The sequence below is a fragment of the Blautia sp. XA-2221 genome, from assembly GCF_028767025.1.
In the GTDB taxonomy this organism is placed as follows: domain Bacteria; phylum Bacillota; class Clostridia; order Lachnospirales; family Lachnospiraceae; genus Blautia_A.
This window is the reverse complement of sequence record NZ_JAJQXX010000002.1, coordinates 186,812-198,707: the sequence shown is the minus strand read 5'-3', so window position 1 is coordinate 198,707 and position 11,896 is coordinate 186,812. Positions and strand designations below refer to the sequence as shown.

The 11,896-nt window shown below is 41.9% G+C and carries 11 protein-coding genes; 2 read left to right on the top strand and 9 right to left on the bottom strand.

Annotation, left to right across the window (positions count from 1 at the left end):
* Positions 1–11: 11 nt before the first annotated feature.
* From LU279_RS02755 to LU279_RS02745, 3 genes are all read right to left on the bottom strand, one after another.
* Positions 12–1,046, bottom strand: coding sequence for a D-alanine--D-alanine ligase family protein (locus LU279_RS02755; protein WP_274420860.1), 1,035 nt, complete (start codon positions 1,044–1,046; stop codon positions 12–14).
* Between the two features lie 113 nt (positions 1,047–1,159).
* Positions 1,160–2,626: a L,D-transpeptidase family protein gene (locus tag LU279_RS02750; protein WP_274420859.1), complete on the bottom strand. Its 1,467-nt coding sequence runs from the start codon at positions 2,624–2,626 to the stop codon at positions 1,160–1,162.
* 75 nt (positions 2,627–2,701) lie between these two features.
* Positions 2,702–3,985, bottom strand: coding sequence for an aminotransferase (locus tag LU279_RS02745; protein ID WP_274420857.1), 1,284 nt, complete (start codon positions 3,983–3,985; stop codon positions 2,702–2,704).
* Positions 3,986–4,305: 320 nt separating this feature from the next.
* Between LU279_RS02745 and LU279_RS02740 the strand changes: the two genes are divergently transcribed.
* Both LU279_RS02740 and LU279_RS02735 read left to right on the top strand, forming a co-directional pair.
* Positions 4,306–5,166: a class I SAM-dependent methyltransferase gene (locus LU279_RS02740; RefSeq protein WP_274420855.1), complete on the top strand. Its 861-nt coding sequence runs from the start codon at positions 4,306–4,308 to the stop codon at positions 5,164–5,166.
* A gap of 37 nt (positions 5,167–5,203) precedes the next feature.
* Entirely contained in the window at positions 5,204–6,088 is an 885-nt protein-coding gene (locus LU279_RS02735; RefSeq protein ID WP_274420853.1) for a YitT family protein, read from the top strand.
* Between the two features lie 160 nt (positions 6,089–6,248).
* Here the strand turns inward: LU279_RS02735 and LU279_RS02730 are convergent, their stop codons facing one another.
* The 6 genes from LU279_RS02730 to lepB form a co-directional block, all read right to left on the bottom strand.
* A complete protein-coding gene (locus tag LU279_RS02730; protein ID WP_274420851.1) occupies positions 6,249–7,919 on the bottom strand; it encodes a sensor histidine kinase in 1,671 nt (556 codons plus the stop codon).
* Entirely contained in the window at positions 7,916–8,578 is a 663-nt protein-coding gene (gene phoU, locus LU279_RS02725; protein ID WP_274421166.1) for a phosphate signaling complex protein PhoU, read from the bottom strand. The genes LU279_RS02730 and phoU overlap by 4 nt, the downstream gene beginning before the upstream one ends.
* 264 nt (positions 8,579–8,842) lie before the next feature.
* Complete coding sequence (locus LU279_RS02720) at positions 8,843–9,499, bottom strand: Spy0128 family protein (protein WP_274420849.1); 657 nt, start codon at positions 9,497–9,499, stop codon at positions 8,843–8,845.
* Complete coding sequence (gene srtB, locus LU279_RS02715; RefSeq protein WP_274420846.1) at positions 9,486–10,226, bottom strand: class B sortase; 741 nt, start codon at positions 10,224–10,226, stop codon at positions 9,486–9,488. Before srtB ends, LU279_RS02720 begins: the two co-directional genes overlap by 14 nt.
* A 26-nt stretch (positions 10,227–10,252) precedes the next feature.
* A complete protein-coding gene (locus LU279_RS02710) occupies positions 10,253–11,341 on the bottom strand; it encodes a DUF7601 domain-containing protein (protein ID WP_274420844.1) in 1,089 nt (362 codons plus the stop codon).
* 41 nt (positions 11,342–11,382) lie between these two features.
* The gene (gene lepB, locus LU279_RS02705; RefSeq protein ID WP_274420842.1) at positions 11,383–11,895 is read right to left on the bottom strand and encodes a signal peptidase I; all 513 of its coding nucleotides are present in this window, start codon (positions 11,893–11,895) and stop codon (positions 11,383–11,385) included.
* Position 11,896 lies beyond the last annotated feature (1 nt).

Here is an 11,896-nt window from a genome sequence, read left to right as displayed (position 1 = left end):
CCCGGAAATTCTTATTTATATTTTTTCTCAGATACCCGGATCAGTTCCTCGCATAAAGTAGGATAATCCATACCAAGCACTGCCGCTTCCTGAGGGATCAGACTGGTAGGAGTCATTCCCGGAAGGGTATTTGCTTCCAGACAGTAGATTTTTTCATCATCTGTAACAATAAAATCAAGTCGTGCATAGCTTTCCAACCCAAGAGCCCGGTAGCCCTGAACTGCATAGTCCTGAAGCCTTCTGGTAAGCTCCTGAGAAATCGGAGCCGGACAGGTTTCTTTGACTGCTCCGGGCTTATATTTGTTTTCATAATCATAAAATCCCTGGCAGGGTACGATCTGAACAACCGGATAAGCTTTTCCGTCCACTACAGCTACTGTATATTCGGTACCCTGAATAAACTCTTCTACTACAACCTCTTCCTCATAGGCAAAAGCTTCATCCAGAGCTTTCATGTATTCTTCCTGATCTTTTACAATATAAACGCCGATACTGGAACCGCCGCAGCAGGTCTTTACAACAACAGGAAAGGCAAGTCCCAGCTCTGCCAGATCTTCCTTCCGTGTCTGACGCTTCATGGTAACTCCGCCCGGAACAGGTACTCCCTTCATCTGGAACATCCATTTCGTCACGCCTTTGTCCATTGCCATGGCGCTGCTGAGATATCCGGTTCCTGTATATTTGATTCCCATAAGGTCAAAAGCTGCCTGTATTCTTCCATCCTCACCATTTGCTCCGTGAAGTCCAAGGAAAACAAAATCTGCCTTTCTGCACAGTTCCAGCACATTTGGCCCAAAGAAATCCTTACGGGCTTTTTTCAGCTGCTCAATATGGGGATTAAAGCTTTTTATATATGCGCTGGCAGCTTCCACATCATATTCCTGTGGAAAAGGGTCTGTCCAGTCAACTGTTTCCACTCCGCAGAAAACGTCCACAAGAACAGCCTGATGTCCCTTTGCTCTCAAGCCATTGCAGATACCTGTTCCTGAAACAATGGAAACATCTCTTTCTGTACTTGTTCCTCCTGCTAAAACAACAATCTTCATAATTATTCTCCCTTACTGCCGGAGGTCTGGTCTGTACCGTTTATCCGGCTACTTTTAATGTAAAAACTGCTGCAAAAATCCCTGCCGGAATCTCTGCAGCAGTTTCATTCTGTTTATTTATAGATCACAACCGGCATACCGGATCTGACATTTTGATAAACCTCTGATGCCATATCTCCCGGAATCTCAATATAGCCACTGTTATCTGTCCATATGCCTCCGTCTGTACTGCTTTCTCCTGAGCCAAAATCACTGACCGCAGAAAAACCTTCCTCCCAGAAGCCTACGTCACTCTGAGTCAGATTGGGATTATCCACGATTCCTGAATTTTCTTTATAGGGAATCCAGAAATTCACATTCCCTCCGTTGACCTCTGCCGGAGACTGCATTTCTCCAACTGTATAGATCCCTGTTTCGGTTCCGCTTCCCGCACTGATCCCGGTATCTGCCACAGGAATACCATCCTGATATACCACCAGTCTCTGAGCCGGCAGATTGATCTCCACATATGTATAACCAATATCATTGGTATTACGACTCATTCCACTTTGTTTGTATTCCGGCTTACGGACCTGAGTATTTTTGCTTATAATCTCCTGATAAAGAATTTCCGTTTCCTTTTTCTGGTCAATGACCCATCCGTAATTGCCGCCGGAAACTGTAATCTGTCGGTTATCATAAGTTTCAAAGGTTCTCTCCGTACCTACAGTATCATATTTTTCTCCAAGAGTCTTTACATAATCTGCAATCTTCTCTTTATCAAGTACAAGATCTTCATTTCCATCTCTGGAAAGAAAAGTACGGATCACATTCCGGTCCACAGTTTCTTTTCGGTCATCAAAATCATAGGTGATCACAACATCTGTCAGCTCATTCATCTGGTTACAGTCCTTTATAAGTCTTTCATCATCACTGTAAACCTGAGGATTTATATAGCATCCATCCTCTTCAAGATCTGCCACCGGATCCCCTGTGGTCAGCGCTTTTATCACAGTCTCACGGAGCTTTTCCTGATCCACCAGATTTCCCTCTGTTTCAGGAACAATGGCAAACTCGTTTCCTGTATCTTCTATAAACGCATCTACTGGCTGTACATTATCCTGAAGGCACTTGAGGCTCTGAAACTTCTGCTCAAAAAGCTCCTCCTGACAAGAAACAGAGGAGGGAACTTCCAGAGCGCTGTGCTGTCCAAACGACAAAAACCACAGAAAGCGGTTCTGATCATGCATCAGATTTTTCACGCTTCCATCTGATTGATATACCAGACCGATTTCCTCTGCAGTCATACTCTCCTGGCCGTTTCCTCTTGTGCGTATCGCCAGCACATATGCCCGGGTTTTCTTCTCCAGAAGCTTTTCCGTTTCTGCCTGATCCATATAGGAACAGTTAAATCCGTTTACCAGCGTTCCCGGAAGGAAATGTCCGGAAAAGTAATAAACCCCGTAGCCATAAGCTGCTGCCGTTAATACCAGAAGTACCGTGATCAGGCTGATCACCAGTTTTCTGCCTGTACTCATTTTTGTCTTTTCTTCTGTACCGTTTTCCTTCACAGGCTCCTGCTCTTTATTTTTTTCTTCCATGCAGTCTCCCTTCTGCTGCTCAGGCCAAGCTGCCTGACATATATTTTTTGCTGAAAAACAGTATCTGAATATCTTTTATTCTCCCAGCAGCTTTTCTACACTTGCCAGTTTTACACATACCACAAATACATAAGCTGCTTTTTCAAGCTCCTCCATGGACGGGAAGGTAGGTGCGATACGGATATTGGAATCGTCAGGATCCTTTCCATATGGATAGGTAGCGCCAGCTCCTGTCATTACAACTCCGGCCTCTTTGGCTTTCGCCACAATATTTTTCGCACAGCCATTCAGAGAATCAAATGAAATAAAATAGCCTCCCTTTGGAGTTGTCCACTGTCCGATTCCAAGTCCTCCAAGTTCTTTATTCAGAACATCAAGCACCAGTTCAAACTTCGGACGGATGATATCCGCATGTTTTCTCATATGTTCATGAATGCCTTCCAGATTCTTAAAGAATCTGACATGACGGAGCTGGTTCAGCTTGTCATGGCCAATAGTCTGGATCTGCATATATTTGCGGAAGTCCTCAAGATTGGCTTTGGATGCCGCAACTGCCGCAATACCTGATCCTGGGAAGCTGATTTTGGAGGTTGAAGTAAACTTATATACAATATCCGGGTTTCCGGCTTTTGCACACTCAGTAAGGATCTCAAGAAGAAAATCCTGATCCTCATCATAAAGATGATGTACACTGTATGCATTATCCCAGTAAATACGGAAGTCAGGAGCTGCCGGTTTCAGGTTGGCAAATCTCTGAACTGTTCTTGCTGAATAAGTATAGCCCTGAGGATTGGAGTATTTTGGTACGCACCAAATACCCTTAATAGCCGGATCTTCGCTGACAAGCTTCTCTACCATATCCATATCCGGGCCTTCCGGGGACATGGGAACATTGATCATTTCAATCCCAAAAAATTCTGTGATTTTAAAATGTCTGTCATAACCCGGTACCGGACAGAGAAATTTCACTTTATCCAGCTTGCACCAGGGAGTGTTTCCCATAACACCGTGAGTCATAGAACGGGCAATGGAATCAAACATGACATTCAGACTGGAATTTCCATAAATAATAATGTGTTCCGGGTCCACTTCTGAAATCTCTCCCAGAAGACGTTTTGCCTCCGGAATACCGTCGATCACACCATAGTTACGGCAGTCTACTCCTGTTTCACATTTCAGCTCTGCTCCATTTGAAAGGACATTCATCATTTCCATGGAAATATCAAGCTGATCTGTACTCGGCTTACCACGGGACATATCCAGGGCAAGTCCCTGCGCTTTAATGTCTGCATACTGCTGATCCAGCTCTTTTTTCAGAGCAAGAAGCTGGTCTCTGCTCATTTCACTGTATTTTTCCATGTTTTTCCTCCTCATTCCGCTCTTTTCGGACTTCTTTCTATTACATTGCTAAATCATGCTATCTCGTCTATTTTAGTATGCTAAATTCCCTGTTGTCAAGTCCTGTAAGCGTGTATTTATAAAAACTCTTTCGTTTATTCCGGGATTTTGACATATATGCCAAAACACCTGTCGGGATAGCGACCTGCAAACAGCAAAGATATCACCTGTAAACAGGAAACTCCACTCTTTTTCACTTGCAGATTTACTGCAATTCCCCTATACTGAGTGTATCATCAGTACAGACTGATTTTATTAAAACTAATGAGAGGTTATCATTTATGTGGATTGCAGATCAATGGAAAGAATATGAAGTAATTGACACTTCCGGCGGTGAAAAGCTGGAACGCTGGGGCAAATATATCCTGGTCCGTCCGGACCCGCAGGTTATCTGGGATACCCCAAAGGTAAGCCGGGGATGGAAAAATATGAACGCCCATTATCACAGAAGTAAAAAGGGCGGCGGAGAATGGGAATTTTTTGATCTTCCCCAGCAGTGGGATCTTCATTACAAACATCTCACCTTCCACCTGAAGCCATTCAGCTTCAAACACACCGGACTTTTCCCGGAGCAGGCGGTCAACTGGGACTGGTTTGGAGAAAAAATCCGAAATGCAGGCAGACCGGTGAAGGTACTGAACCTTTTTGCCTACACAGGAGGCGCAACTCTGGCAGCCGCAGCCGCAGGCGCAAGCGTTACCCATGTGGATGCTTCCAAAGGCATGGTTACCTGGGCCAAAGAAAACGCTGCTGCTTCCGGACTGGCAGATGCTCCTATCCGCTGGCTTGTTGACGACTGTGTGAAGTTTGTAGAACGGGAAATCCGCAGAGGCAATCATTATGACGCTATTATTATGGATCCCCCTTCCTACGGAAGAGGTCCAAAAGGCGAAATCTGGAAAATAGAAGATGCCATTCATCCTCTGGTCAAGCTGTGCAAAAAGATTCTCAGTCCTGATCCTTTGTTTTTCCTGATCAACTCCTATACAACAGGACTTGCCCCGGCTGTCCTTACCTACATGCTGGCAACAGAACTGAAAGAGTTTAACGGAACCGTAGATTCTCAGGAAATCGGACTTCCGGTTACCTCCAGCGGTCTGGTTCTTCCCTGCGGCGCCTCCGGACGATGGGAATCTTTATAACTCCTTCTTTATATAAAGCCATGGGAGGAAATTACAAATGAGTAATTTTTTATCAGCCTTCAAAAATATGGATGCAAAAATAGAGCTGAAACGATACAGCTGTGCAGTGATCGCTGCAGTGATCTTTGCAGTGAACATCAAAACTTTTGTAAAAGCCGGAGGACTGTATCCGGGCGGCTTTAACGGACTCACTCTTCTGATCCAGGGTATTTTTCAGGAATTTGCAGGAATGGAAATTCCCTATACTCTGATCAACGTTATACTGAACGCAATTCCTGTTTTTATAGGTCTGAAATTTATCGGAGTAAAATTTACCATGAGTTCCTGCGTGGTAATCGTTCTGTCCAGTGTTCTGACAGACCTTATTCCCTCGCAGCCTATCACCTACGATCCGCTTCTGATCAGTATTTTCGGCGGTCTGATCAACGGTTTTGTGATCAGTCTTTGTCTGATCGGAAATACAAGCAGCGGCGGAACTGATTTTATTGCCATTTACTTTTCAGAAAAAAACGGACAGGATATCTGGAATTACATTCTCTGCGGCAACGCAGTGATCCTGGTTGCTGCAGGGCTGCTTTTTGGCTGGGACAAAGCTCTTTATTCCATCATCTTCCAGTTTACCTCTACCCAGGTAGTACAGATGCTTCATCAGCGCTATAAAAAGCACACGCTTTTTATTATTACCAGGCACCCGGATGAAGTATATGAAGAAATTTCCAAGCTGTCCCACCATTCCGCCACAAGAATTGACGGTACAGGATGCTACACCGGGGATAACACAGCCATGATCTATTCTGTCGTTTCCAGAGATGAGGCAAAAATCCTTGTAAAAAAAGTAATAGAAGTAGACCCACAGGCTTTTGTAAATATCATTAAAACAGATTATATAAATGGAAGGTTCTACCATAAAACCGATTATTAAAAAGTGACCTGTTCCGCTTATGAAGGAGCCTATTGCTACTGATGGAACGTACACAAAAAAGTACAGGTTTCTTAAATAAAGAATCCTGTACTTTTTGCTACATTGAATCATGAATATATCTCTATTTATTTCGTAGTGTACCATTCTGCTTACAGAAATTTTAAATTTCTTTCTGATCTTTTGGCAGGGTTACAGTAATCTCTGTTCCTACATCTACTTTACTTGTCAGCTTTAATGTGCCTCCCAGGAAAGTAACTCCATGTTTTACAATGGAAAGGCCCAGGCCTGTTCCTCCGATTTCTTTGGAATGGCTTTTGTCCACACGATAGAACCGTTCAAATACCCGATTCCTGTCCTCACGCGGAATTCCGATTCCATTATCCTCTACAGAAATCTGTACAGAATCCCCGAGGTCTTTCAGGTGAATCGTTACTGTTCCATTGTCCTTATTATACTTGATTCCATTGTCACAGAGATTATACAGAACCTCCTCAAAAACAGGCCGCACAGTACGGCAGATCAGACTTTCTCCGTCAATATAAAGATGAATGTTCTTTCTCTGTGCAATTTCCTTCAGGTTTCCACATACGTTTCGGGCAACTGTATAGATATCCACATTTTCCCACTCATAAGGATTTTCGCCTTCGTCAAGCTGCGAAATCTTAATCGTATCCTCCACAAGCTGAATAAGTCTCTGAGCTTCTCTGTAAATTCTGCCTGCAAACTTTTTCACATCCTCTTCTTTCACAAAGCCGTCCTGAATAATCTCGGCAAAACCTGAAATAGAAGTCAGAGGTGTTTTCAGTTCATGAGAAACATTTGCAGAAAACTCTCTTCTGAGATTCTCCCGCTGGATTTTTTCCGTTTCATTCATCAGAAGCAGAACTGCGCCTACCGCTTTTCCATCTCTCGTAACCGGATTTGCGATCAGCTGCACATATTCATTGTCCAGGCGCAAAAGCGCATTTCCATGTTTCCCCTCCAGAACCTGCTCGATCACCTTTCTGAACTCTTCATCTCTGTCCAGAGAGTACACGCTCTGTCCTGTTCCCGGCTCATTTACCTGAAAAATTTTCCAGGCGCTTGAATTGCCGGAAAGGATCATAGTATAAGAATCGATCACAAGAAGTCCTTCCTGCATATTTTCTGTAATAATGGAAAACTCTTCCTGATTTCTTCTCGCCTCTTCCAGCTGTTTCTGTATCTGGCGGTTCTGACGGTTTATTTTTCCAAGAAGAGGAGCCACCTCTTCATAGATCTCATTTTCCTCCGGTTTTTCCAAATCAAGCTCATTAATCGGCTCCACGATTTTTGAAGCAACTCTTGAAGCGATCACTCCTGCTATGATCAGCATTACAAAAATAATACAGAGTATCGGCTGTACAAGCTGAAGCATCAGTGCAAATACAGAATACTGTGTACTGGATACACGAAGAACAGAATTATCAGAAAGCCGTATTGCAGAGTAAACAGTTTTTTCCGAAAGGGTGTCAGACATACGCACGGCCTCACCTTTCCCCTTATTCAGCGCCTCCTGAAACTCTTCACGATTTTCATGGTTTTCCATTTCATCAGCATCAGCTGTGTTGTCATAAAGAACTGTTCCGTCCTGATCTATGTAGGTAATTCTGGAATCACCATATTTGATCTGTTCCAGATACTTCTCCCCTTGCTGTTCTACTCCGTAAGCCAGATATCTGGCTTCCTTTTCCAGCTCACTGTTCAGCTGCCGTCCAAAATACTGGTACAGGATTCCAAGGACAAACAAAACTCCCAGTATCAGGACAGTGGCAGAGGCAAGAACTGTAGATTTAAAAATCTTTTTTGTCAATTCCTGTTTCCTCCCACTTGGTGTTCGTTGTTTCTGTGAACACCTGTAATAGAATATTCTACCCATTCTGCAATGTTCACCGCATGATCTCCGATACGCTCCATATATTTTGCAGTCATCAGAAGATCAAGCCCTGCCTTGGCATCCATATTCTTGTAGATCAGATCCGCCAGTTTATTTTTTGCCTCGTTGAACAGCTCGTCTACAATATCATCATCATTAATCACTTTACGGCAAAGTTCCAGATCTGCCTTCACAAAAGCATCAATACTTTCTGTTACCATAATAACTGTTTTTTCCGCCATTCTCTCAATCTCATCCGGAGTCTCCACATTACTGCGGTCAATAAACTGGGATAAATCAGCAATATCCGCAGCCTGATCTCCGATACGCTCCATATCTGAAATCATTTTTAAAGCGGCAGAAATTTCACGAAGATCTCTGGCAACCGGCTGCTGATGAAGAAGTAAGCGCATACAGAGCGCCTCTATCTCTCTTTCCTGACTGTCAATTTCTCTGTCTGTATCAAAAACCTCTTTTGCATCACCTTCACCCTGGATCGCTCTGGTAGAAAGAACAATTGCTTTTTCACAATAACTTCCCATCTTAATAATCTGAATATGAAGCTCTTCAAGCTGTCTTTCAAAACGTGTCATCATATCAGCCAAATCTCCCTCTTTTCTTTATTTTTCACAACATTACATTTTACTGCTGTGATACCATTGTACGAAAATCATGTAAAATCGACTACCGCTTGATTGTTAAATCAAAGTAAAATCTATTTCCTCCCCCTTTCTTTGGATATTCTTCTATCCTTTCTTTATCTCCGTCAAGATTTTTCTTCAATGATAATTTTCTTATATTATTATGTATAAAAATAGATGATTCTGACTTTTATCTTTTCAGAATCATCCATTTCTTTTCTATCTATTCTTTTTTTTATTATGTTTCCTGAACCAGATAAGCGCTCCAATTAATAACAAAGCGCCTGCTGCAATAAAAACATACAGCATAACAGGCGTTGTATCACCTGTTTTTACCGGCTTGCCTGGGGTGCCTGGTTTTGAAAGATCAGAGGGATTTGAAGATTCCGAAGGATTTCCCTGATAAGAATTTTGAAATTCCAGCTCCCCGGATTTTTTTCCATCTCCTTTTTCTGCTATTACCTGAGTAATAAATTCCCCATTCTCTCCATTTTTTACATAGACTGTAATCTCATAACAGCTTTTATCATATTGATACTTATCTTTGTCTTCTGTTGTCTGTTTCAACTGATAATGATAAACACCCGCATGTGCATATTTCAATGAAAGCTTTGTTTCTGCCTGCTCACCGTTCAATGAAAAAGAATAGATTCCATCTTTTGCATTTTCCGGCATGGGCGCTTCCTGATCCAATGCACAGAATTCATAATTCCCTGTAAACTCCATCTCTTTCACAGGATTTTTTACAATAAATTTTTGTTTTACCTTCAATGACACTTCCGCCATATTTTGAGATGCAAAAACCTGATTTACAGGAAAACACAGAAAACTGAATAATAGAGCAGCCAAAATAAGTATCTGTTTACTCTTTCTCATATTGTAAGTCTCCCTGTTCCCTTTCAATTTCATCCATTATTCTTCCAATCAGAAGATGTCTGCCATTGGTGCTGTCAGAAGTACAGGTGGATAATGTTATAAATTTTTCATTTTCCCGAAATGAAAGTTCCTGAAAATGAACTGCCTGCTTTTTCACATAATCCAGATAAGCCTGCGTATCCTCTGGCTGCAAAAACGTATTATAAAGCATGGTGTCATACGCATCTGCCTGAAGAAAAGCAAAAAACTCCACATCATGCCATGCATGTTCGTAGTAAATAGTCCCCTCCAGATGCTTTTGAAAGTAAGACTGCTGTTCATAATACTCCAACTCACCAAACATGGCATCCTTTGCCATATGATGTCCATAAATGATATGGTTCACATCCGAAAAATCCTGCTGATTACGACAATCCAGAAAAATACTTCCTGATAAGGAAAACTCTCCCAATACGTCCATATTTACATATTTTGAATTATTTTCTCCCTGTACCAACGGATAATCAATGTGCGTATCTTTTACTGTCAGCCAGCCAAAGACTTCAGGATTCTGTTTTTGAAGTTCCGCAAGAGATAAATCATCTTTGTCCACCGGACGGTATGTTTCATAAAGAGACGCATCCGCCTGTTGATTGATATGCTGAGAATCCCATACAACATAAATCCCATAGCAGAGAACCGGCAAAAAGCACAGTACGATCAACAGGCTGATGCCCCGATCTATCATCCGGATTAATTTCTCCCAACGCAATACTATCTGTCAGATGTTCTGCGTTTTTTTACAAATACAAGCGCACCAAACGCAAGCACTGCAACACCGATCAGAAGAAGAAATGGAAGATTGTTCATAATAATGCCTGTTAATGGAACTTCATGGTAAGCATTTTCAAATTCTACCTTGTTTTCATTTTCTCCTATATGGTTTCCACTTTGAGAAGAAACTAAATCATCGGCATCTGTTCCGGTAACACCCTGTCCTGCAGTTCCATTCTCTGTTACCTTTACATGCGCCACATATCCATCTTTCGCACCTTTTTCTGTTACTGTATATTTCGTACCTGCCGGAAGATTCTGGAATTCTAATTTATCCCCGTCGGCAAGTTGAAAATCAGCAGTTCCCTTAGAACAGGTTACTGTTTCTGTTGCTCCGCCTTTTCTTGTAAGTGTTCCTGTGAAATCTGCTAAATTCTCTTCTGTTGCTGATTTTTCAAATCTAATTGTAAAATCAAATCGTTTACTCTTATCTGCTAATTCTCCGCTTGTCTTTTTTTCAATAACAAGGGAAGCGTTTTTGCGATATGTATTGGTAAATAAAATCTTCTCTGCTTTATTTGCCGGATCTCCGCTGTTCGTTCCTTTTTCAGCTGTGATCGCTTTTACAAATACTTTACCGTTCTGTCCGTTAGCAACATATACTCTCAAGGTATAGGTATCTGTGGAATAAGTAATGCCCTGATCAGTTCCCTTCGTTTCTTTTACTGTATAAACATATTCCCCGGCATGCGGAAAATTTCCAAAAGAAATCTCAGAGTTTTTGGAAATTGTATATTTTCCTCCGTTTGCCTCTCCTTTGTTATCCTTATCTGTATAGGAAATAGAAGAAATCGTAGCCTCCGGCGCATCTGAAGTTACCTTTTCAGCTGTAAAATCAAAGGTAACTGTGGGAATGCTGAGTCCTTCTGACATTTCAAAATCTTTTGTAATAGAAACAGTAGCCGGTTTCTGCTCTGTTCCGTTTCCTACTGTGGGAACTTTTACATCCGCTGCAAAAGCTGTACTGCTCATCCCCAGCATCATCGTTCCTGCTAATAATAACGCTCCGATTCCTTTTTTGCTCATCATATTTTTTTCCTCTTTTCTTTATTTATCTGTCACAGTTTTCATTAAAATCCTCTGTGACGAAGTAACGTAATTACTGTTCCCTTAATTTCTTCTTTTTTTATTGCTCCGTAAATACGGCTGTCCTTTGCATTGGAACGATTATCTCCTAATACAAAGTATTCCTCTTCTCCTAACGTAATCGGAAATGAAATTCCCTCCTCATAAGGAAGTGTTTCCGAGTAAACAGCTGCTTCCTGTTGTAAATAACCATTTACTTTCAGTCCCTCTGAAGTTATGTCTACGCTGTCCCCGGATTTTGCAACGATTCTGCGAATTTGCTTTTCTCCGTCTTTTTCGATCACAACAGTGTCTGTCGGCTGATATTCTTTTTGTAATCGATAATAAATTGCGATATCGCCATCTTTAAACGCAGGCGACATCATATTGTCACCACAACGACAAATTCCAAAAATGACGAAAAACATTACCGCAAATAATGCCAGAAAAATTACGATCTTCAGTGCAAGAAACAAAAGATCCTCTTTGATTGTATTTCCTCTTTTTTTCTGTTCCATC

Bases quoted from the DNA above. Each gene is read 5' to 3' on its own strand.
- LU279_RS02755 (WP_274420860.1), bottom strand. From the start codon at position 1,046: ATGAAGATTGTTGTTTTAGCAGGAGGAACAAGTACAGAAAGAGATGTT.
- LU279_RS02750 (WP_274420859.1), bottom strand. From the start codon at position 2,626: ATGGAAGAAAAAAATAAAGAGCAGGAGCCTGTGAAGGAAAACGGTACA.
- LU279_RS02745 (WP_274420857.1), bottom strand. From the start codon at position 3,985: ATGGAAAAATACAGTGAAATGAGCAGAGACCAGCTTCTTGCTCTGAAA.
- LU279_RS02740 (WP_274420855.1), top strand. From the start codon at position 4,306: ATGTGGATTGCAGATCAATGGAAAGAATATGAAGTAATTGACACTTCC.
- LU279_RS02735 (WP_274420853.1), top strand. From the start codon at position 5,204: ATGAGTAATTTTTTATCAGCCTTCAAAAATATGGATGCAAAAATAGAG.
- phoU (WP_274421166.1), bottom strand. From the start codon at position 8,578: ATGATGACACGTTTTGAAAGACAGCTTGAAGAGCTTCATATTCAGATT.
- LU279_RS02720 (WP_274420849.1), bottom strand. From the start codon at position 9,499: ATGAGAAAGAGTAAACAGATACTTATTTTGGCTGCTCTATTATTCAGT.
- srtB (WP_274420846.1), bottom strand. From the start codon at position 10,226: ATGATAGATCGGGGCATCAGCCTGTTGATCGTACTGTGCTTTTTGCCG.
- LU279_RS02710 (WP_274420844.1), bottom strand. From the start codon at position 11,341: ATGATGAGCAAAAAAGGAATCGGAGCGTTATTATTAGCAGGAACGATG.
- lepB (WP_274420842.1), bottom strand. From the start codon at position 11,895: ATGGAACAGAAAAAAAGAGGAAATACAATCAAAGAGGATCTTTTGTTT.